The sequence below is a fragment of the Paraniabella hibiscisoli genome, from assembly GCF_022512515.1.
Classification (GTDB): Bacteria; Bacteroidota; Bacteroidia; order Chitinophagales; family Chitinophagaceae; genus Niabella; species Niabella hibiscisoli.
Genome location: NZ_JAKWBK010000001.1, coordinates 3,228,754 through 3,251,200, shown reverse-complemented (window position 1 = coordinate 3,251,200; position 22,447 = coordinate 3,228,754). Strand labels below are relative to the sequence as shown.

General features: G+C 43.1%; 26 protein-coding genes. 25 read left to right on the top strand and 1 reads right to left on the bottom strand.

The features are described 5' to 3' along the window. Nucleotides 1-13: 13 nt before the first annotated feature. Nucleotides 14-157, bottom strand: coding sequence for a hypothetical protein (locus MKP07_RS20260; RefSeq protein WP_240848799.1), 144 nt, complete (start codon nt 155-157; stop codon nt 14-16). A 572-nt stretch (nt 158-729) separates the two neighbouring features. On the opposite strand from MKP07_RS20260, the gene MKP07_RS20255 reads away from it, so the two are divergent. From MKP07_RS20255 to MKP07_RS20135, 25 genes are all read left to right on the top strand, one after another. Next, complete coding sequence (locus MKP07_RS20255; RefSeq protein WP_240848798.1) at nt 730-2,913, top strand: fasciclin domain-containing protein; 2,184 nt, start codon at nt 730-732, stop codon at nt 2,911-2,913. A gap of 25 nt (nt 2,914-2,938) precedes the next feature. Further along, nucleotides 2,939-4,864: a SusC/RagA family TonB-linked outer membrane protein gene (locus MKP07_RS20250; RefSeq protein ID WP_240848797.1), complete on the top strand. Its 1,926-nt coding sequence runs from the start codon at nt 2,939-2,941 to the stop codon at nt 4,862-4,864. After that, the gene (locus MKP07_RS20245; protein WP_240850965.1) at nt 4,831-5,265 is read left to right on the top strand and encodes a TonB-dependent receptor domain-containing protein; all 435 of its coding nucleotides are present in this window, start codon (nt 4,831-4,833) and stop codon (nt 5,263-5,265) included. Before MKP07_RS20250 ends, MKP07_RS20245 begins: the two co-directional genes overlap by 34 nt. A gap of 190 nt (nt 5,266-5,455) precedes the next feature. Then, nucleotides 5,456-6,208 (top strand): SusC/RagA family TonB-linked outer membrane protein, encoded by a 753-nt coding sequence (locus tag MKP07_RS20240; protein WP_240848796.1) that lies wholly within the window; start codon nt 5,456-5,458, stop codon nt 6,206-6,208. Between the two features lie 24 nt (nt 6,209-6,232). Next, entirely contained in the window at nt 6,233-6,517 is a 285-nt protein-coding gene (locus MKP07_RS20235; protein WP_240848795.1) for a hypothetical protein, read from the top strand. Nucleotides 6,518-6,622: 105 nt separating this feature from the next. Beyond that, nucleotides 6,623-7,144: a RagB/SusD family nutrient uptake outer membrane protein gene (locus tag MKP07_RS20230; RefSeq protein WP_317236058.1), complete on the top strand. Its 522-nt coding sequence runs from the start codon at nt 6,623-6,625 to the stop codon at nt 7,142-7,144. 11 nt (nt 7,145-7,155) lie between these two features. Further along, the gene (locus MKP07_RS20225) at nt 7,156-7,344 is read left to right on the top strand and encodes a hypothetical protein (RefSeq protein ID WP_240848794.1); all 189 of its coding nucleotides are present in this window, start codon (nt 7,156-7,158) and stop codon (nt 7,342-7,344) included. Further along, entirely contained in the window at nt 7,344-7,739 is a 396-nt protein-coding gene (locus tag MKP07_RS20220) for a RagB/SusD family nutrient uptake outer membrane protein (protein ID WP_240848793.1), read from the top strand. The genes MKP07_RS20225 and MKP07_RS20220 overlap by 1 nt, the downstream gene beginning before the upstream one ends. 11 nt (nt 7,740-7,750) lie before the next feature. Beyond that, the gene (locus MKP07_RS20215; RefSeq protein ID WP_240848792.1) at nt 7,751-8,068 is read left to right on the top strand and encodes a fasciclin domain-containing protein; all 318 of its coding nucleotides are present in this window, start codon (nt 7,751-7,753) and stop codon (nt 8,066-8,068) included. Beyond that, nucleotides 8,053-9,201: a fasciclin domain-containing protein gene (locus MKP07_RS20210; RefSeq protein WP_240848791.1), complete on the top strand. Its 1,149-nt coding sequence runs from the start codon at nt 8,053-8,055 to the stop codon at nt 9,199-9,201. The genes MKP07_RS20215 and MKP07_RS20210 overlap by 16 nt, the downstream gene beginning before the upstream one ends. Nucleotides 9,202-9,284: 83 nt before the next feature. Next, nucleotides 9,285-9,452 carry a hypothetical protein gene (locus MKP07_RS20205; RefSeq protein ID WP_240848790.1) on the top strand — a complete coding sequence of 56 codons (168 nt, stop codon included), beginning with the start codon at nt 9,285-9,287 and terminating at the stop codon, nt 9,450-9,452. A gap of 108 nt (nt 9,453-9,560) precedes the next feature. Beyond that, complete coding sequence (locus tag MKP07_RS20200) at nt 9,561-10,490, top strand: fasciclin domain-containing protein (RefSeq protein ID WP_240848789.1); 930 nt, start codon at nt 9,561-9,563, stop codon at nt 10,488-10,490. Nucleotides 10,491-10,510: 20 nt separating this feature from the next. Next, nucleotides 10,511-11,095, top strand: coding sequence for a hypothetical protein (locus tag MKP07_RS20195; RefSeq protein ID WP_240848788.1), 585 nt, complete (start codon nt 10,511-10,513; stop codon nt 11,093-11,095). A 49-nt stretch (nt 11,096-11,144) separates the two neighbouring features. Then, nucleotides 11,145-12,449 (top strand): TonB-dependent receptor plug domain-containing protein, encoded by a 1,305-nt coding sequence (locus MKP07_RS20190; protein WP_240848787.1) that lies wholly within the window; start codon nt 11,145-11,147, stop codon nt 12,447-12,449. Nucleotides 12,450-12,478: 29 nt separating this feature from the next. Then, the gene (locus MKP07_RS20185; RefSeq protein WP_240848786.1) at nt 12,479-14,326 is read left to right on the top strand and encodes a SusC/RagA family TonB-linked outer membrane protein; all 1,848 of its coding nucleotides are present in this window, start codon (nt 12,479-12,481) and stop codon (nt 14,324-14,326) included. A gap of 28 nt (nt 14,327-14,354) precedes the next feature. After that, complete coding sequence (locus MKP07_RS20180) at nt 14,355-16,022, top strand: RagB/SusD family nutrient uptake outer membrane protein (protein WP_240848785.1); 1,668 nt, start codon at nt 14,355-14,357, stop codon at nt 16,020-16,022. 113 nt (nt 16,023-16,135) lie between these two features. Next, nucleotides 16,136-18,277: a hypothetical protein gene (locus tag MKP07_RS20175; protein WP_240848784.1), complete on the top strand. Its 2,142-nt coding sequence runs from the start codon at nt 16,136-16,138 to the stop codon at nt 18,275-18,277. Between the two features lie 75 nt (nt 18,278-18,352). Next, complete coding sequence (locus tag MKP07_RS20170) at nt 18,353-18,874, top strand: oligogalacturonate lyase family protein (protein ID WP_240848783.1); 522 nt, start codon at nt 18,353-18,355, stop codon at nt 18,872-18,874. A gap of 20 nt (nt 18,875-18,894) precedes the next feature. After that, nucleotides 18,895-19,251 (top strand): oligogalacturonate lyase family protein, encoded by a 357-nt coding sequence (locus tag MKP07_RS20165; RefSeq protein ID WP_240848782.1) that lies wholly within the window; start codon nt 18,895-18,897, stop codon nt 19,249-19,251. After that, nucleotides 19,209-19,589, top strand: a complete 381-nt coding sequence (locus MKP07_RS20160; RefSeq protein WP_240848781.1) for a TolB-like translocation protein — start codon at nt 19,209-19,211, stop codon at nt 19,587-19,589. The genes MKP07_RS20165 and MKP07_RS20160 overlap by 43 nt, the downstream gene beginning before the upstream one ends. A gap of 2 nt (nt 19,590-19,591) precedes the next feature. Then, complete coding sequence (locus MKP07_RS20155; RefSeq protein ID WP_240848780.1) at nt 19,592-19,822, top strand: hypothetical protein; 231 nt, start codon at nt 19,592-19,594, stop codon at nt 19,820-19,822. A gap of 98 nt (nt 19,823-19,920) precedes the next feature. Beyond that, a complete protein-coding gene (locus tag MKP07_RS20150) occupies nt 19,921-20,535 on the top strand; it encodes a glycosyl hydrolase family 28 protein (protein ID WP_394803588.1) in 615 nt (204 codons plus the stop codon). After that, complete coding sequence (locus MKP07_RS20145; protein ID WP_240848779.1) at nt 20,507-21,019, top strand: glycoside hydrolase family protein; 513 nt, start codon at nt 20,507-20,509, stop codon at nt 21,017-21,019. Before MKP07_RS20150 ends, MKP07_RS20145 begins: the two co-directional genes overlap by 29 nt. 13 nt (nt 21,020-21,032) lie before the next feature. Then, complete coding sequence (locus MKP07_RS20140) at nt 21,033-22,166, top strand: pectate lyase family protein (protein WP_240848778.1); 1,134 nt, start codon at nt 21,033-21,035, stop codon at nt 22,164-22,166. Between the two features lie 14 nt (nt 22,167-22,180). After that, nucleotides 22,181-22,438, top strand: a complete 258-nt coding sequence (locus MKP07_RS20135) for a hypothetical protein (protein WP_240848777.1) — start codon at nt 22,181-22,183, stop codon at nt 22,436-22,438. The last annotated feature ends 9 nt before the right edge of the window (nt 22,439-22,447 follow it).

Here is a 22,447-nt window from a genome sequence, read left to right as displayed (position 1 = left end):
TTTTCACCCCAATCTACTGCATAGTCATAGTACTTTTTTGCGGATCGATGGTATTTAAAGCCATCAGACCTTCATAATACACGGCCCTTGTCCATATATTACTGGGCCTTTCTTTATTGGTGATAATGCTTTTGCCCGGATCGGGCCACTTAGTCATGAAATACTCATTGGTAAGCCGAAGCGTTTGAAGTACATTTTTTTTGATGGAAGCTTTTGCGCGAAAGCAGAACTCCCGGTGATAATAATAGCTGTAAAAGCAAGGAAAATTTTAGATCTCATGGCAAATTTATTTGAACCGTTACAGGGTCAATATTAAAGCAAATCCCAAACGCAGGCATCCTGTGGCATCCTGCCAGCTAAGATATTCATAATGAATAAGAATTGTATTAATTACAATTTCGCAATCGATTGCATAAAAATATGAAAGAAAGCAGGATGGCTCAGGACAGTGGTAGCAATTGGGCGGGATATATTCGCAGCACAAAGCATGATAATTGTAACTGAGAGTTGACGCTTGCCTGCTTGTAAACGATTGAGTATTTTATTGTAGACAATTTCCGGGATCAGGGTAATGCATTTTGCAAAGAGATTTGTAACGGTCTTTTTTTCGCCTGGTTAGCCGACACCTACTGTTAAATACGTTTTTTAAAAATTTATTTGATCTGAAAATAATATAAGAACGATGCGCGTATTGTCACTATCGATGCTGCTTATTCTCGCACTTGTAAGTTGCCGAAAAAAGAGTGGGATGCTTTTTACGGGAGACCAGACAACCTGGAGTCTCCTATATATGGACGTTTGCAGGAGAAAGGCAATTTCAGTTCGTTGCTGAAGCTCATTGACAAAAGCGGCTATAAAGAAACGCTTGAATCGGGAGCCGGTTACTGGACCTTCTTCGCGCCCAACGATGCAGCCTTTTCTGCTTACTTTACTGACAAGGGCATTAATGGCATTGATGCTATTGATGAAACCACGGCAAGAGCTATGGTGCAATATATGCTGGTTTATAATGCCTTTGAGCAAGACCGGCTGGATGACTACCAGGCTTCTGAAAACAATATAGGTTGGACGCCCAATATTGCATTCAGAAGAAGGACTGCCTATTACACAGGCTTTTATAAAGACACATCGGCTAGCGGGCCCATTACCGCCATTGCTGCAAACCGGAATAATTTAGCCTCCTCACTTACAGGCAACTATATTTCTGCAGATTATAATAACAAGTATGTTACTTATTTTACCGATGCCTTTATGGCTTCCTCGGCGCTCACTTCGACGGATTATAATTACTTCTATCCTAACAGCCAGTACAGCGGCTTCAACGTTTTAGAAGCCAAAGTAGTGACCGCTAATATTGCCGCAGAGAACGGGGTTATTCACGAGCTGGACAAAGTTATCTCACCTCTTTCCAGCATTGACGAATACATACGCACCCGTCCTGAATTCAGCAGCTTCAGGGCTATACTGAACAGGCTGTACACCAACAATATTGTTTCCTTTATTTACAATGCTGACGCAACGCGTCGCTACCAGGTTATATCAGGTAAGAACGACCAGGTATATGTAAAAGTGTACTCCCACCTGCTTTCTTATGCGCCCAACAATGAAAACTTTATGAAGCTGGGCGATAATGACGGACAAAAAGACTGCTGGACCATGTTTATTCCCAATAACCAGGCGGTTGATAGCTATGTAAAAAATACGCTTTGCCGGTACTATCCCAGTTTTGACGAAATGCCCATCGGCATTATTGTAGACTTTTTAAATGCGCACCTGTTTCCTACCGTGGTTTGGCCTTCTAAATTTGCTACTTCAAGAAACAGTTTTGCAGAACCGGCACGCTTTGATCCGATAGCCAATATATTCGATCGCAAAATATTAAGCAACGGTATTGTTTACGGAACTAATAAAGTATCTGAAGCAGATGTATTCAGCACTGTATTCAGTGAGGCTTATCTTAACCCCCGGTACACTTTTATGACCAGGCTGTTTAATACCATTGGGTTAAGATTGCTGATAGCCAAATCGAATGTGCCAGTAAACATCATGCTTATTCCCGACCAGGCCTTCCTGGATGCCGGATTCACTTATAATGTAAATCAAAGCCAGTTCCTGTATAACGGAAGCACCAATGGTGTTCCTGACAGGCTGGAACGCATCATACGCAGCACGGTATTCTTTGGATCCTATAAGAATATGTCTGACGATTTTTCGGGTAGCGGAATTGTAAAAACCGGAGACGCTGATGGAGAAGGCGATTATATAAAATATAATAACTTCAATGTAGTGACAGCAGGTTTGGAAGATTCGAGCCAGGTAGCCCGTATAGACAGTGTTAAAACGGCATCTAACGGCAAGGTATATTTTGTAAACCGCCTGCTGCGCTATTCAGAAAACGGTATCGGTTTTCACCTGAATAAACTGGGAGCTTCTACTTCATCGCAGTTCAACTATTTCTGGCAGTTATTGCTAAACAATACGCTGGCCTACACTGCTGCAACCAACCAGATCATCGGGCTTACAGGCTTCAGTACCATTTTTGTGCCTACCAATGCCGCCATTATGCAGGCTGTAAAAGATGGTGTTTTACCGGGAACTATTGCAACGGGCGCTCCCACATTTAACCCGACAACACCGGCAGATATAGACAGAGTAAGAAAGTTTTTACAATACCATTTTCTGGCTTCCCACACAGCTGTTCCGGATGATGTTATTTTCCCCGGAAGTTTCGAAACTGCCTTGAAAAATAACCTGGGAACTGCGTTAAGACTACAGATCAATAATTCAACCAACGCTCTTTCGATAGTAGATGCTTTTGGAAGAACCGCTAACGTAATCATAGCGCAGAGTAATAATCTTTCTAACCGAAGCATTATTCACCTGATAGACAATTATCTAAAATACAACGACTAATAAAGAACCAGATACAACATTTGCCATGAGAAGATTCGACATGAAAAATATTTTTGTGCTTTGCGCTACGCTGTTCTTAGTGGTTGTTAGTGGAAAAGCCCGCGCACAGGATGCTATTGTACTTACCGGTAAAGTGATTGATAAGCAGGGAGCTCCTGTTTCAGGTGTATCCGTTTCTGAAACTGATAACGATAAACGTACGATAAGAGGTACCTCAACTGATATTGATGGAAATTTTGCCATTAAAGTAAGTGATGTAAAGCATCGCCTTACGTTCTCAGCCATTGGTTACAAAAGCCGTGAAGACATGGCCATTAATACCAGGCGGGTTTTCAATATCACGCTGGAAGAATCCAGCAATGACATGGAGGAAGTGATTGTAGTTTCTTCTGCCAGAACAGATAACGGAATGCTGCCCATACCAGAACGCTACAATACATTGGCTACATCAAAAATTAACGCCAAAGACCTCGAAGAAATGCAGGCTACTTCTATCGACCAGGCTTTACAGGGCCGTATGGCGGGCGTTGACATTGCAGCGAACTCGGGCGACCCCGGAGCAGGTATGCAAATACGTATCAGGGGGACATCGTCTATCAACTCATCTACCACTCCTTTGATCGTAGTAGATGGTATGCCTTTTGAAACAGAGATACCCACCGATTTCAACTTCGGAACTGCCGATGACCAGGGATATGCCAACCTGTTGAATATTGCTCCAACCGACATTAAAGACATTACCATTTTAAAGGATGCAGCGGCTACCGCTATCTGGGGCTCCAAAGCAGCAAGTGGAGTATTAGTAATTAACACCAAAAGAGGTGTTCGCGGAAAACCGTCACTAACCTACACGTTCAAGGGAACAATGTCTCCGAGACCAGCGGCTATTCCCATGCTAACCGGCTCACAATACACTTCGCTGATCCCCGAAGCATTCATGAACCGCAATGGCATACCCTTAAACACGCAGACCGTAAACGAGTTTAAGTTTGACCCTAACGATCCGTATTATTTTTACAACTACAGCCAGAATACTAACTGGATTGATGAAATAACGCAAACCGGTTCTGTTATGGATCATAACCTGTCCATGACTGGTGGTGGTTCAAAAGCAAAATACTTCACTTCGGTAGGATATTTAAACCAGGATGGTGTTACAGTTGGCACTTACCTGAAAAGGCTTACCGCGCGTATCAATCTTGACTACGATGTATCGGACAGGATTAATATCAGAACCGATGTATCTTATGCCACCACCGATAATAATAGAAACTATCTGGAAACAGGAAGCAATAACATCAGAAGTGTGGCTTATAAAAAGATGCCTAATATGAGTATTTATGAATATGATGAATATGGTAATCTTACACCTAACTACTTTTCACCGTTCTCAAATATCCAGGGGGCCTACAGCAGCACTTATAATCCATTGGCTATGTCCAATACTGCTATTAACAAAGTTTTACAGGAAAGAATCATTCCTAAATTCTTTATGCGCTATTCAATCATACCGCGTACGCTTGTAGCTACGGTAGATGTTCAGTTTGATATGAGCAGTACTAAAAGCAAAAGCTTCCTGCCACAAACTGCTACGGGTTTACCCTGGACCAATACCAATGTAAACCTGGCCTACGACGGAGACAATGACAATTTTAATGTGCAGACCAAGTCATCACTCGTATGGACGCCCCAATTCGAAAACAAGAATCATAATTTTACAGGTTTAGTGAATATGATGACCTACGATGGAAGCAGCGTATCATATCAAGCACAAACGTCCAATACGCCATCATCCGAATTGCAGGACCCCTCTATCCCCTCCCGTGTAAATGGCGCCAACTCTAATTTATCTGCACGCACCAATAAAACTGCCAATGCCAACGTTTTGGTGAATGGCGTGTATGCCTTCATGGATCGATACATCATCAATGCTGGCTTGAGGGGGATGTAACCTCCAGACTTGCCAGATCTGAGCGCTATGGCCTATTCCCTACGCTATCAGCCAGGTGGAGAGTATCAGGTGAAAAGTTCCTGGAGAATGTTAAACAAATTGACGATCTCAGCTTCCGCTTTAGTTACGGGCGTAGCGGTAATGCCCCTAAATCTGACTATACGTTTTACAATGTTTACGAGACTTTCGACTGGGACTTTATGGGTGAGTCAGGTGTTTACCCTGCCAACATGGAACTGAAAAAATTAAAATGGGAAACCGTTGTAGGAACTAACCTGGGGCTTACACTGGCTATGTTTAAAAACCGTGTATCCTTAGATATGGAGGTATACCGAAATAGGACGATCGATCTTTTTTCAACGGTCTTCAAATCTCTTCTATTAATGGTTATAACGCCGTAAACATGAACGTAGGTACCATGGATAACCAGGGTTGGGAGCTTAACTTAAATACCAAGCCCTATGTAAGCAAAACATGGCAGGTAGATTTTAATTTCAACATATCCTCCGCCCAGAATATGATCCGCGAAATATCAGAATACTATCCTTTAGAGAAAGGGAATAGCGCTGCCAATGGTCAAATATTACCTATATGCAGATTAATAATCCATTTGGCTCATTCTACGGTTACAAGTACCTGGGTGTTTATAAAGACAGAGAGGCTACTTTGGCCCGCGATGGAGCCGGCAATGTAATCGTACGTCCGAATGGCGAACAGGTATATATGCGTTTTAACTACCCTGTTGTAGACTATGTATTTCAGCCGGGAGATGCGATGTATGAAGACGTTAATAAAGATGGTACCATCGACTACCGCGATATCGTTTACCTGGGCAATAGCAACCCTAAAGTATTTGGCGGATTTGGTATCAACCTCGGCTATAAGAACAAGCTGCGTTTATCTACCTTCTTTAACTTCCGTACAGGTTATGAGATCATCAACGGAACAGAAATGTCTACCACCAATATGTTTGGTTACGATAATCAAAGTACAGCAGTTCAAAGAAGATGGCGTAAGGAAGGTGATGTTACAGATATACCGCGTGCATTATATCAATCAGGTTATAACTGGCTTGGGTCTTCCAGGTATGTAGAGGATGGTTCGTTTTTAAGATTCAGAACCGTAACCCTTCGTTACAATTTCGACAAAACATTGCTCACCAAAATGGGACTGAAAAACCTGAGCGCTTATGTAACGGGTGAGAACCTCCTGACCTTGACAAAGTATACCGGCCAGGATCCAGAGGTATCCATGAGGGGATCAGATCCCTTCCGCGTGGCTACCGATAATTCCATGACCCCACCGGTGAAAATGTTCACCCTTGGTTTAACGGCTTCATTTTAATGTATAAACACTAAGAAAAACGAAATGATGAAAAGTTCTATATATCTGTTTATTTTAAGTGTATTCTTTACTGCGGGCCTCTCCTCCTGCGCCAAAAAATTTGACCTGATACCGCCAGATGGTATCATCAGGGAAAATTACTGGCAAACCAAGGAGCAGGTGCATGCCGCCGTAATTGGCTGCTACGCGTCATTGATGGACGGTGGTACCAGTGCCTCTACGAGAGGACCTGCCGAAACTTTTTGTATGGGGAGAAATAAGAGCGGACATGGTTACCCCTTCATTAGGTACCCGAGCAGAAGAGAATGAGATCTTTAATATAAGCACTCAACCTAACAATACTATTATAGACTGGAGACCAATCTATAATATAATCAACTACTGTAATACAGTAATCGATTTCGCTCCCTCCGTATTACAAAAGATCAGACCTTCACCCAGGAAGCCCTGAACGGATACCTGGCAGAAGCTAAAACGCTGAGAGCCCTGATGTATTTTTACCTGGTAAGAAGTTTTGGAGATGTGCCGCTGAAAATAAAATCCACATCGAGCGATGAAGACATAGTTCAACTGGCTAAAAGCACACAACAGGAAGTATTAACACAAATTGTAAAGGACCTTGCCGAGGCAGAGCCCAACGCCGTAACCACTTATGGCGATGTCCGGGACAAAGGCCGTATCACCCGCTATACGGTAAATACGATTCAGGCTGATGTGGCCTTATGGATGGAGAATTACCCTGCAGCCATTACAGCTTGCGACAAGGTGATCAGCTCCCGCAGGTTTGGCCTGATTGCCTCAAGTGCAGCCTGGTATAACATTTTGTACAGAACCGGCAACTCAAATGAGAGTATCTTTGAAATACAATTCAGCCAGCAAAAACTCAACCCGTTCTATACCATGCATGCGCTTCCGGCCACCCGGCGGTATATATAGCAAACAGGGTAATGGATCAGATTTTTACTACTGAGCTAAATCTGTTCACACAAGCACCAGATATCCGTTCCAATGGTGCATCTGTAAGAGCTGAGGATAATGCCATCTGGAAATACATCGGTACTAATAATGAAGATATGATTGCACTAGCCGACTCTTATACACATTGGTTTTTTATCGCTACGCCGATATACTACTGATGAAAGCAGAAGCTTTGGCGCAGATGGATGGTCGCGGTGCTGAAGCGCTGGAACTGGTGAACCAGGTACGCAACAGGGCTTCCGCCCCGGATGCAACTAATAACAACCCGGATATTACTAACAAAGACGAGCTATCGCTCTATATTTTACAGGAGCGCTCCAGGGAGTTTGCTTTTGAAGGAAAACGTTGGTATGATGTGTTACGCTATGTAAAGAAAAACAACTACGCAAATATTGCGTACTTACAGGAGATGGTTGCTGGCATTGTACCAGCCAGCTCTGTAAGAACAGCGCAGGCAAAAATGCTCGATCACAACAGTCACTACTTCCCAATATATTTTTATGAACTGCAAACCAATAAGCAGTTGATTCAAAATCCATTTTATAAACAATAAAATTAAAGAGGATGAAAAAGTTTGCCTACTTACTTATTGTAATGCTTGCAGCGGCTTCAAGCCTGTTTTTAAGCAGTTGCCAGAAAGCTCAGTTGCAGGAAGCCACTTCCAACGATCCTAACATTTTGCAATACCTGCAAAATGATTCATTGTCGCGTTTTACCAAGCTGGTAACACTGATCGACAAAGCCGGATATACCACCGCTTTTAACACGTATGGAACCTATACGTTTTTTGCGCCTACGAACGAGGCAATAGATAAATACATGCGTGAAAAAACATTGCCTCTATTGAATCTTTTACAAAAGAACAATTGCAGGATGTTTTGAAATTTCACTTGTTGGGAGAAAAAGTGTATACCTATAACTTCAATGATGGAAAGCTACCCTCTATTACAGATTACGGTCAGTACCTGATCACCAGCGTATCTAATGTAGATGGTATATCCTCCTATATAGTGAACCGCCAGGGCAAAGTACTACAACAAAATATTGAACTGGGTAACGGCATTATTCATGTTATCGACAATGTTTTAGAGCCTACGGAACTGACATTGGCAAAATTACTGGAGCAAGATCCGGAATACTCCATTTTTACAGAAGCTTTAAAAGCAACAGGCCTTTTTAACAAACTGAACACACAGGCTGTAGCTAATGGCGATACTTTATGGTATACTGTTATTGCGGAGAAAAACCAAACCTACCTGGACTCAGGCATCAATAATTTCACAGCGCTTAAAACAAAGTATTCCAAATCGGGCAATCCCACTTCTCCTACTGACGGGCTGTATCTATATGTGGCCTATCATATCCTGCCGGATATTAAGTTCCTGGCAGATATTGTAACCGCTACTTCTCACGAAACATTAGCGCCTCTTGAAGTATTGACCAACAAGTTCATCAATAATAAAGTACTGATCAATGATGATAGCTATACCACAATTAATGGACTGGTACATGAGCCTGGTGTGGAACTGAATATTGCGACCAGTGATAGAAGCGCCACCAATGGTGTTTTGCATCACGCGATGGGAGGCATTGCCATTAAAGAGAGAAAACCATTTGCTGTGTATTGGGATCTTTGCTCCACACAGCCAGAATTAACAAGGTTGAGTGCCATCTATGGTAAAAAAACCTATTTGTTTGACTTTGGTGATGGCAATACTTTCAAAGACCTGAAATGGGAAAAAAGCTGCCTGAAATATCGTGTGGCATCGGGTGGTTATTTGAAAGATTACTGGCAAATGGGTATGGGTCGCTCTTCCAGTAACACCGAAAACACAGGTACCTGCTCGGGCAATAACTGGATCGAGTTTACTACGCCTTTGTTAGTTAAAGGAAAATACAAGGTTTGGTTCTGCTACTTCACGCAAAACAGCACAGTGAGTGCGGTTCAGGCTTCGTTTAATGGAGCACCGCTTACAAGCGCATTGATTGAGTTCCATAAAAAATCTCTTCGGTAGCTGCGAAAGACGAAGCCAACCTGGCAGCGCTTGGCTGGAAATGGTGGGCAGGCACTTCACCATCTGGTTCAACCGTAGGCCGTATGCTGGGTATTGTGGATGTTACTTCTACTGGTCGTCATAAGATCAAATTTGAACTACTGTCGGGCCAGAACGCTGACTGTAATTTCGATATGGTACATTTTATACCTATTGACTGGCCAAGCCAAACCAGTCCTCGTTTTGACCCGGATGGTAAGATCGTTTACTAAGCCTTAATAATACAGATGAATAAAAAGCGGTTTCAATAAACCGGAACCGCTTTTATAACTCTTTTGCTTCAGGCAGGAGTAATTATAGCCGAATATTAAAAAAAATAGATGAAAAGATTTTCGTTTCTGGTAGCTAGTTTCACTTTTCTTGTAACGATGGAGGCCTGCAAAAAATGGGAAGATCATATAGCCCTTCCGGAGCAGCAGCTATCTGAAACATTAATGGAGCATATCAAAAAAGATCCCCAGTTAAGCAGCTTTGCCAACTATGTGGAACAAACCGGGCTGGACAGCCTCCTGAAATCCTCCAAAAACATAACTGTTTTTGCCCCGGGTAATGATGCATTGGCATCTCTTCCCGGTTCGGTTACATCAAACCCCGCACAATTGAAAGCGTTTCTGCAAAACCATATATCTACGAATGCCTACTTTACCCGTGACGCCGTTGACTCGTTGAGGGTACCCTTGTTAAATGGTAAGAAAGTATTTTTTATAGCTAAGAAATTTGACGAGGCGAATATTACAGAAAGTGACATTTATGTAAGCAACGGAGTGCTGCACAAAATTGACAAAGCTATCACTCCTTTGCAAAGCATATGGGAATATATATTAGATAGCCGGAGCAGCTTCACGCAAAACAATTATATATCCACGCTGAATTATATAGGACAGGACCCCAATCTTGCTGAATTAGACAGTATTAATCCCGCTACCGGCGAACCGGTTTATAAACCAGGTACAGGTATTGTTACCATCAATACGTTTAAAACAAAAGTGTTGGATGTAGCCAACGAAGACAGTCTTTTTACCTATATATTGCTTACCAATGATGCTTTTAATGCAGAAAAAACAAGGTTACGTCCCTATTTTAATGGCGCGAATATCGATACAGCAAACGCCAACACTTCCTGGGCGGCGGTAAAAGATTTTGCAGTGAGAGGATTGTATACCGAAGCTAATTTACCTGCCGTTCTTGAATCCAAATTCGGTGTAAAGATCGCGATGAATCGCTCTTCTATTGTTTCCGTAAAAAGCTGAGCAATGGTATTGCTTACGTAATGAATACATCTGGCATTGCAATACAGGAAAAGATACCGGTGGTATATGTGGAGGGAGAAACGCCTTATAATTTTTCAGTTCCGAATTCAGCTACTATTTTCTATCGGGACAGAATGAACCCGCTTACCGGTACAAATTTTAAAGATATATACCTGAATATGGGAAGCAGCGGCGCAAACAGGTACGTGTCTTATTATACGAATCAGCTCTATACCACCAAATACAAAGTATACCTGATGTCGTTAAACGATAAAGTAGTCTCTCCCCAGGCAGATGGAACTTACGGCACGGACTCAACGCTTAGCCATACTGTCCGGATATTCAACAGGCAGGCAGATACGCTGGCGCTCAGGTTTGAAAATTCCGTTAACGTAACGGCGAACACTTATACAGAGTTTTACCTGGGAGAATTTACCAATGACGAATATAACTGGTTATTATCCTACCCGGCAAGCAGTCCTAACGGCATGGCCTATACGCTTAACCCGGCTACCAGGTATATCAGGGTAGTGGCACCTGCAACAGCAACCGGCCGTCCGTTTAATCTTACGGTGAATTACTTAAGATTTGAACCGGTGTTTTAAAGAAAACTGATTGGCTAATATTTACGACTATTATCACTTATAACAGATTATGCGAAGATTATTTAATATAGTGAAGATACTGCCGGTAATGTGCTTCCCGGTTTTATGCACTACGGCTTATGCGCAGGAACAAACACCCCAGCGTGTTCCGGCCGCTGTTGCAAAAATGACTAACCCGGTTTCCGGAACGATCAGAGATGCAGTTACCGGCAAACCTGTGGTGGGTGCCAACATTACTTATAAAGAATTTGCTGCAGCCATAAGCGATACTTCCGGGAAGTTTACTATTGATGCTCCCTGGAATGATATCACTTTATTAATAACTGCTGATGGCTACCAGGCAAAAGAGATTGCTTTAAAAAACAGCAAGGACCTTACGATAGAATTGTCGAAAACCGGCTTTTCTTCTTTTTACGAAGAAATAACGCTTCCCCAGGGAACTATGTTGCGCAGTAAAATTGCCAACGCAGCAACTACTGTTAAAACGGATGGCGCCTGGGCCAACGTTCCCGAAACACCTGATGCATATTTGCAAGGGCGTGTAGCAGGATTACAGTCCATTCGCCGGTCAGGAACACCGGGTATTGGCGCTGACCTTTTTCTAAGAGGCTATAACTCGCTTTTTGCTTCTAACCAACCCATGATTATTGTGGATGGTGTGTATTACGATAACGGCTCTTATGGCAACTCCCTGATTTCAGGATACTACAATAACCCTCTTTCTTTTATCGACCTGAAAGACATTGATGATATTACAGTATTAAAAGATGGTTCTTCTTTATATGGCGCTAAAGCATCCAATGGGGTCATCATTGTTACTACTGCAAGAGCCCGGGAAGAAGCTACAAAAATAGATGCGGCTGTGTATGGAGGTGTATCTTTTGCTCCTTCAGCCATCCCGGTTATGGGTGCGGGTAACTACAGAAGCTACTTGTCGGAGATGTTGCAGTCAAAAGGTTTATCTGCTTCAGAAATCCAGCAGCTGCCGTACATGAATGATGACGTAACTAATCCGGAATACTATAGATATCATTCCAATACCGATTGGCAAGATCAGGTCTTTAGTCAACGATATACACAAAATGCGTATCTGAAAATTACCGGTGGTGATAATATTGCTAAGTACGGATTATCCATAGGTTATCTTAATAGCCAATCTCCACTGGAAGAAACCGGCCTGAACCGCTATAATATGAGGTTTAATGCCGATCTGAACCTGAGTAAACGATTAACAGCCTCCGCGAATATAGGGTATTTCAGAAGCAGCAACGATCTCAAGAACCAGGGCATCAACCCTACCACCAATCCTATTTATACATCGCTGGTAAAAGCGCCTTTTTACCTACGCATGTAATTGCCGATAACGGACTGGAATCTCCCCTGTTGGCCAGCAGAGATACCCTTGGTTTCAGTAACCCTGCTGCTATCATACAGAGCATGACCAGCAATAATACCAGCTACAGGTTTGTGGGCGGCGTTACCTTTAACTATCAGCTATCTAATAGCCTTACGTTGGGAACGACTATTGCTATTACCAGCCAGAAAAACAGGGAAAACTTTTTTATTCCTGAAAGAGGAATAGCGCCGGACACTTTGTTTAACGGCACTTTAGCGCGGAACAGATCGGGGGCACAGGTAATTAAGGCCTTCAATACTTTTAATGATACCAGGATCAGTTACTATAAAGCTTTTAATAAACGTAACCAGCTGAATGTTAAAGCAGGTGTACGTTATAACAAAACAAACGGCGAGCAGGATTACGGTTTGGGCTTTAACTCGGCTACCGACCAGCTTACCGGCGTGGGCTATGGCTTAAATACGCTCCGGCAAATAGGCGGAAGCCTGGGATCGGCAACCTGGTTGAATATGTACGTTAATGCCGATTACAATATGGCCGATAAATATTTTATTACGATGGCTAATGCGTTGGATGCTTCTTCCCGTTTCGGTCATAAAATTGAAGATGCGGGTATTGAAATCGGCGGTCGCAGGTTTGGCGTTTTCCCATCCGTAGGCGCAGCCTGGCTCATTTCATCAGAAAACTTTATGGCAGCAGCACCTGCCATCAATCTGGCCAAATTAAGGGTATCTTACGGCATTACCGGCAACGATGATATTGGCAACTATACAGCCCGCAGCTATTATGTATCGCAGAACCTGTTAGGTGTAGCAGGCCTGGTACGCGGTGGTATTGCTGACGAGCGGTTACAATGGGAGCAGGTATCCAAATTAAACCTGGGCCTGGACCTTGCATTGTTTAATGAACGCTTACAAATAACTGCCGATGTATACAGCAACAAGACCAGCAATATGATCGTATACGAGCCCGGACCAGCAATTACAGGTCAGGAATACATCATAAAAAACAGCGGTGCAATGAAAACCAATGGTTGGGAAACCGCCATTACCGGTTTGCTAATCAACCAAAATAAATTTAAATGGCAACTGGGTTTTAATATCGCAGCCTATAAAACCAGTGTAACCGAATTACCAGCGGGCAGCTTTATTACCAGCTATGCAGGTGGCAATACAATTACTAGTGTGGGCAATGCACCTAATGTATTTTATGGATATAAAACCAATGGCGTTTTCAGCACTGATGCAGCCGCTGCGGCTAGTGGCCTGAGGACCAAAAATGCGGATGGTTCTTCCACTGCTTTCCGTGGTGGTGACGTAATCTTCAGCGACAACGGGGACAAGATTATTGATGAAAACGATATGCAGGTAATTGGAAACCCTAACCCTGATTTCTTCGGGGGTATTAATACCAAACTCACTTATGGGAACTGGACACTTGATGCATTAGCTACGTTTAGCGTAGGTGGAGATGCTTATAACTATGCACGCAGGCAATTGGAATCTCAAAGTGGCTATGCCAACCAGACAGAAGCTGTAATGCGCCGCTGGAGAACCGATGGTCAACAAACAGACATGCCGAAAGCTACCTGGGGTGACCCGATGGGGAACAGCAGGTTTTCCGACAGGTGGATCGAAGATGCATCTTACCTGAGATTAAAAACGGTTTCCCTTTCCTATAAAGTGCCTATCAAGCCTACTGCTTTAAAATACATACATATCTATGCAACCGGCAATAACCTGATCACATTCAGCAAATACCTGGGTTATGATCCCGAGTTTAGTGCGGCATCCGGTATTTATGGGCAGGGAGTAGACACTTTCCTGGAACCTCAGTACAAATACATGCAACTGGGTGTAAGATTTGGTTTGTAATAGAAGAATAGATTCAAAAAAACGAAAGATGAAAAAACTTAGCACTATACAATTATTAACTGCTTTTGCCCTTTGCACCGCCTTGTTGGCATCCTGCAAAAAGTTGATAGATGTAGATGCACCAGGCGTACTGGAGGAAAAGAATATGTATCGTAATGTGTACGATGCAGATGCCGCTATTATTGGGTTGTACGGACGTTTTCTGACGCTGGCGGAGAATTATGTGGTACTAAATGAGCTAAGGGCTGATTTGCTAACCACCACTACCAACGCCAACGAAAACCTGATCCAATTAAACAGGCACGATGTTAAAACAGGTAACCCGTATGCCAATCCTAAACCCTATTACGATGTTATACTGAATTGCAACGACCTGCTATACAATTTCAACCAGATGCTGGCTCAAAAAACGCTGAACCAAACGCAATATAATATGCGCTATGCCGATGTGGCTTCTTTAAGAGCCTGGGTATACCTGCAGCTGGGTATTCATTTTGGAAATGTACCCTATATCTCTAATCATATCCCTTCTGTTACCTCGCTGGAAACCTTAATGCAATCAGATGCGGCCAAACCAATTGCATTCAGCGCATTATTAGACTCATTGATCAGCCTGCAGGAATCATTACCCTATATGGATCCTTATGCAGCGGGCACCGATCTGGTTACTACCGTGGACGGCTATAGTACAGCCAAATTCTTCATCAACAAAAAAGTAATGCTGGGTGAATTGTATTTATGGAGAGGAAAAAACAACGACTATAACAAAGCAGCTACAGTATTGAAGCAGGTTATGGAAACGGGTGGAACCGGAGATTTCTTTACTTATCGTATAACAGGTGCTTCCAAAGGTGATAATAACGACTTAGCTGTTGGCTATATCAGGTACAATGAATTGGATGAATACTCACTGATCAACAATAACAGCCAGGGCTGGCGTTCGATATTTGCCCGCGCAGAAGATCGCCTTTTCGGATACGAATGGGTATGGTATCTCCCCTACAATAGCCTGTTCCAGCCGATGAATCCTTTTACCAAACTGTTTGCGACTAACTTCCTGCTCAAACCTTCTCAACAGGCAGTTGACAACTGGAATAAACAGGTTCAAAAAAACAATTTTCCTTATGATGCCCGCGGTCCGAAGTTTAGCTATACCATGGTGGGTAGCGAACCACAGGTGTCCAAATATGGATATAATGCCAATACCGAAAAATGGTTTTTATACCGTGCAGCGGCACTACACCTCGCTTTTGCCGAAGCGGCTAACCGGGATGGTCACAGGGCTATTGCCAACGCCCTGGTCAACCAGGGTATTCAACCTACACTGGGTAACAGAATTACCAACGAGGGTGGCCCTTATTTATTTGACGCACGTAAAAGCGATAATCCGCAGGTGGCAGCAGACTGGTATTTAAACAATGGTTTGAGAGGACGGGCCAACTTGTATACCGTTCCTATTACGACCGACAGTACTATTGCTATTGAAAACATGATCGTAGATGAGGCGGGCCTAGAACTGGCATTTGAAGGAAGACGCTGGTCAGATCTTTTACGTATTGCCTTGCGCAGAAACGAACCGGCTTTCCTGGCTGATAAAATTTACGACAAACTGAGAAAGCAAAATGATCCATCGGCAGCAACGGTAAGAGCCAAACTGATGAATAAAGAAAACTGGTACTTACCTTTCAAATGGTAATTCATTCTATTATACTAATCAGCATTAAAAGCTGAATCAACCAAAACTCGCTGCTTTAAGAAAAAGGTCACTATTGAAAAAGCGAATCAATAATTCGCACTAAACAAAAGATTATGATGAAGTTTCGCAGTACCCTTCTTTTAGCAGTAACATTATTTAGCACTACAATACAAGCGCAGAAAACCGCCGGTATTAACCGGCAACAACTGGTAGAGCGCCATACCGTTCGCCTTAATAAAGCCGATACACTGGCTTCTCTTTCGGTAGGTAACGGCTCTTTTGCTTTTACTGTGGATGTGACCGGCCTGCAATCTTTCCCGGATGATTATGCCAACGGCGTTCCCCTCGGCACACAGAGCGCCTGGGGGTGGCATGCTTTTCCCAATACGCAGCAATACAAACAGGATGATGCTTTAAAAACCTATCACCTCAACGGGCGCGATGTAACCTACTCAGTACAAAATAACCAGGGGCCGGAGATCAGCAAAAAAACGGCCGATTATTTCCGTATCAATGAGCACAGGCTTCACCTGGCCAATATAGGTTTCGATATCACCAAAAAAGACGGTTCCTTAGCCACATTGGCCGACATTAAAAATATCCGGCAGTCACTTAATATGTGGAATGGCAGTGTAAATAGCAGCTTTTCTATAGAGGGCGTTCCGGTACAGGTCACCACTTATGGACATCATAGCAAAGATGCTATTGCCGTAAAAGTAATATCCCCTCTACTGCAAAACGGACGCATTGCGATAAGGGTAAGATTGCCCTACCCTAGCGGAGACTGGGGCGACAGGGGTAATCATTGGGAAGCTGCCGACAAGCATCAATCTACCTTAACCAATAACGCAGCCAATACTGCTACGATCAAGCATATACTGGATACTACCAGCTATTATGTGCAATCGCAATGGACCGGCAAAGCTGTTTTTAAAGAGAAGCAAGCACATTATTTCACACTTACATCAGGCGGTAGCAGTAGCTTCGAATACAGTTGTTCATTTAGCCCACAGGTGCAGCCTACTCTACCCTCTTTCATTGCTACACAACAAAGCAGTACACAGGGTTGGCAACAATTCTGGAAAAGTGGTGGTGCTATTGACTTTTCGGGGAGTATTGACAAAAGAGCTTTTGAACTGGAGCGCAGGATCATTTTATCGCAATACTTAACCCGCATACAATGTGCCGATGACTACCCGCCGCAGGAAACGGGGCTTACTTATAATAGCTGGTATGGAAAACCTCACCTCGAAATGCATTGGTGGCATGGGGTGCATTTTGCTTTATGGGGCCGTCCGGGGCTGATGCAAAAAAGCGTGGATTGGTATTTCAAAGTACAGGATATAGCCAAAGGCATTGCTAAAAGACAGGGTTACGAGGGTATTCGCTGGCAGAAGATGACAGATAATAAAGGGCGTGAAGTTCCGTCGTCCATAGGCTCTTTCCTGATCTGGCAACAACCTCATTTTATCTATTTCACAGAATTATTGTACCGTGCACAAAAAGACAAATCCATATTGAATAAATACAAGGACCTGGTATTTGGCACTGCCGACTTCATGGCTTCTTTTGCACGCTTCGATTCCGTTAAACAAAAATATGTGCTGGGTAAAGGATTAATACCGGCACAGGAACGTTTTAAAGCAGAAGAAACTTTTAATCCAACCTACGAGCTGGTATACTGGCATTGGGCGCTGAATATAGCACAGCAGTGGAGAGAAAGATTAGGATTACCCAGAAACTCCAAGTGGGATGATGTGGTAAAAAGATTATCACCTCTGCCTGTTCAGGATAATAAATACCTGTTTACTGAAAGTGGAACCGACTCTTACACTAATCCAGAATATAAAACTGATCATCCTTCTGTTTTTGGCGCACTGGGTATGATGCCTCAAACGCCCATGCTTAATACTGGGTTAATGCAGAATACTTTTAACTGGATATGGACCAACTGGAGCTGGCATGAGACCTGGGGCTGGGACTTCCCCATGACAGCTATGACCGCAACAAGACTAGGTGATTCGGAAAAAGCTATACAGGCTTTGTTAATGGACATCCAGACCAATACCTATTTACCTAATGGCCATAATTACCAGGAAGGCCGATTAACCATATATTTACCTGGCAACGGAGGTTTACTAACAGCTATTGCGATGATGTGTGCCGGTTACGACCAGGCAACAGGCACTTTGCCGGGAATTCCTAAGGATGGCAAATGGAAAGTAAAATTTGAAGGATTACAGAAAATGCCTTAACAGGACGAACCATGACGGTTCGGTACCCTGATCTGTCTACTTTACCGTACTCTTCATTACTTTAAACATCCTGCCATGGTGAAAAAAATATTTTGCCTCTTATTATCCGTTGCAACTGGTGCTACACTAAATGCACAGCCAGTACTATCCACAGGTCCCGGTATGCCCAACAAATGGATTGATGCGGACACCCATCATAAAATAGTCCGGTTAACCAATAACGAACGTAGTAACCTGAGCTTTTATTTCCATAACAATCCTTTTACAGGAAATAAAATGGTTTTCTACAGTACTGAAAAAACTGTAGATGCCGCTGCAAAACAAGAAACTTATAACAGTAACGCCAGAGATCGCCAACTGTATATACTGGATCTTAAAACCCTGCAATCAGAGCGATTAACGAATCAATCATCGCCTATTACCGGAGAGATCGTTTCTACTCAGCGAAATGAAGCATTTTACCAGGTAAAAGACAGCGTATTTGCGGTGAACCTTTCAACAAAAAAGACAAGACTGGTTTATACATTTCCTGATGATTTTAAAGCCGCATCACTACCGTTAATGCAAATGGAACCTTGCTGGCAGGAGCTAAAGTAAGTGATACAGAAAAGGAAATATTGAAACAAAATCCGGGTAAGAGCAGCTACTTCAACCTCATCTATGAAGCTAAGCTGCCGCGAACATTATTTACCATTGACATCAATACAGGAAAGCTCAACAAAATATTCACGGATAGTGCCTGGTTGAATCATATACAGTTCTCTCCCACAGAGCCTTCCCTTTTGATGTTTTGCCATGAAGGCCCCTGGCACAAAGTGGACAGGATATGGACGATTGATGTAAACAGTAGAGAAACAAAGCTCATTCATAAGCGCACCATGCCGATGGAGATTGCAGGGCACGAATGGTTAAGTAAGGATGGGCGCTATATATGGTTCGACCTGCAACAGCCACGCGGAGCCACCTTTTCGTAGCTGGCGTAGAACTGGCCACAGGCAAATCCACAAAATATGAACTGCAAAGAAATGAGTGGTCGGTACATTATACCAGCTCCGCCGATAATAAGTTTTTCGCAGGAGACGGCGGAGATCCGGGTGCCGTAGCCAAAGCACCAGACGGGCAATGGATCTACTATTTCAAACCTGAAGGCAATCGCTTTCGATCGGAAAAGCTGGTGAATATGAAACACCATCAATACCGTTTGGAGCCTAATGTTCACTTTTCTCCTGACCAGAAATGGATCATTTTCCGAGCCAATTTTGAAGGAAAGGAAAATATCTATGCAGTAGAAATTAAATCTTCTAAAAAATAAGTATGACTAAATATTGCACTATTCTTTTACTGATGTTCCTGGGAAGTCTCAATACCCGGGCTCAACTACCCGATCTGCCCTGGGCTAAAGAAGTAGGTGCGAAGAAATTCCCGGTTAGCAAAAAATATTTTACGTTAATAGTTTCGGGGCGAAATCGGATACCGTCACGATCAATACCAGCGCTATTCAGAAAACCATTGATGCCTGTGCGAAAGCCGGAGGCGGCATTGTAGCATTTAAGCCTGGAATTTACGTAACCGGTTCTATCTTTCTGAAGTCCAATGTACACTTAAGAATAGACCAGGGAGTACTCTTGTTAGGCTCTCAAAATTTGGAGGACTACCCTGAGATAGACACCCGTATCGCTGGGATAGAGATGAAATGGCCTGCTGCACTGATCAACATCATTGACGCATCCAATGTGGCAGTTACCGGGAAGGGAATAGTGAATGCCCGCGGTAAGTTTTGCTGGGACAAATACTGGGCGATGAGAAAAGAATATGAACCCAAAGGATTAAGATGGATCGTAGATTACGATGCCAAAAGGGTGCGAACCTTTCTCACACAAAACGCATCAGATATCACTTTGAAAGGTATTACTTTTAAAAATGCAGGCTTCTGGACGGTTCAATTACTCTACTCTACCCGGTTAACAGTAGATGGCATAGTGATCAGGAACAACGAAGATGGCCACGGCCCCAGCACAGACGGCATTGATGTAGACTCCTCCAGCTGGGTATTGATTGAGAACTGTGATATTGATTGTAATGACGATGACTTTTGTTTAAAAGCCGGGCGCGACTGGGATGGGCTACGGGTAAACCGCTCAACAGAGTACGTAGTGATCCGTAAATATTGCCCGCAAAGGCGGTGGCTTGTTGACCCTTGGCAGCGAAACATCGGGCGGTATAAGAAATGTGTTAGCTTACGATCTGCAGGCTTTTAAAACCGGGCAAGGATTCCATATTAAATCTACCACTACCCGCGGTGGTACGGTAGAAAATATTTACCTGCATAATATCAAAATGGATAGTGTGCGCAATGCCTTTCATTTTACCATGAACTGGAATCCTGCATACAGCAATTCGCTTCTTCCTGCGGGATATAATTATGATTCAGTTCCACAGCACTGGAAAACGTTATTACAAAAGGTAGATCCATCTTCAAAGGGTATTCCCGTTTTCAGAAATATATACGTTTCTAATATAAAGGCTACCGGCATTACCAACCATATCGTTTATTGTAACGGAATCTCTCAATCTCCGGCAACTAATTTCAACTTCACCGATATTGACATAACCGGTGCAAAGGCAGGTACTATCAGCAATGCCAAAGACTGGAAGTTTAGCAATGTATCCATAAAAGGTAGTGATGGTGAATCATTGGCTGTCGAAAAATCCGAGAATATGAACATCCCCCTGACTAAATAATTGTTTGCCTGTTATGAAACTTATAATCGTATTATTATCTGTTCATTTGCTCCTGGGTGTAACGGGAAGTGCCCGGATCAGTGATAAAATAAATAACATTGATATGGTAAAAGCATTTCCCGGTGCCGAAGGCTTTGGCCAGTTTGCTCAGGGCGCCAGAGGTAACAACAGCCCATCTATATATATTGTTACTAACTTAAACGATAATGGCGTGGGTTCTTTCAGGGATGCCGTAAGTAAGCCTGGAAGATTTGTTGTTTTTGCTGTTACTGGAATAATAAAGCTCCAATCTAATATAACGGTGGCGCCTTATACTACGGTAGCTGGACAAACTGCTCCTGGTAAAGGTATAACGCTATACGGCAGAAAGGTTTCATTTACCGGTGCCGACCATTCAATAATCCGCTATATACGGATCAGGCTGGGCGCTGACGCAGGAGCTACCCGCAATGACGATGCATCAGGTATTGCCAACGGCAAGCATATTATCTTTGACCATGTATCCTTTTCATGGGGACAGGATGAAGTATTTTCTATCAACTGGGACCGCAGGGGCTTTGAGCCCGATAGCATCACGCTTCAGCATTGTATCATAAGCCAGGGACTAAATATCCATAACCATTCCGCTGGTGGATTGATTCAAACCATGAATGGGCATGTAAGCATCTTAAAAAGCTTATATGCCAGTAATAAAACGCGCAATCCTAAGGTTAAAGGCTATAACGAATTTGTAAATAATGTAGTATATAACTGGGGCAATGCGGGGAACAACTACGGGCACTCCGTTTCAGGCGATGGCTATATTATGGGAGGTTCAGCAGGCGTATCTAAAGTAAATATTATTAATAATTATTTTGTAGCCGGCCCTGCCACACCACCCAGGGAATCTCCATTATCAAGAGGAACCGGAACCTTTTATCTTTATGCAGCGGGGAACTATTATGACAGCAATAAAGACGGGAGCTTAAATGGTTTAGTACTATCCAGGGATAGTAAAGGATATCCGGGCCTTAACGATTCCAATTTTGCAAAAGAAGCGTTTGCCTATCCTTTCAGAAAAAAGAAGTTAGCGCAGCTGAAGCATTCGGGCAGGTTATTCAGCAGGCCGGAGCTGTTCTTCCTTCGAGAGATGAGGTTGATAATCTGATATTATCAGAAGTTTTGTCAAAAGGTAAAAAAGGTAATCTTGTTTTTAAAGAAAGCGATCTGCTATTAGCAAATGGCGGACTGGGTGAATTTGAAAGGTCAAAACCGTTAAAAGATAGCGACCAGGACGGTATTCCGGACGAAGCAGAAAAGAAAATGGGACTAAATCCTAACAATTCTTCAGATGCGCTAAAGATGAGTAGCACTCATCCGGGTTATTACAATATCGAAGTCTATATCAACGGGCTGACTACAGTAATGCCACAACATTAAACGACAATA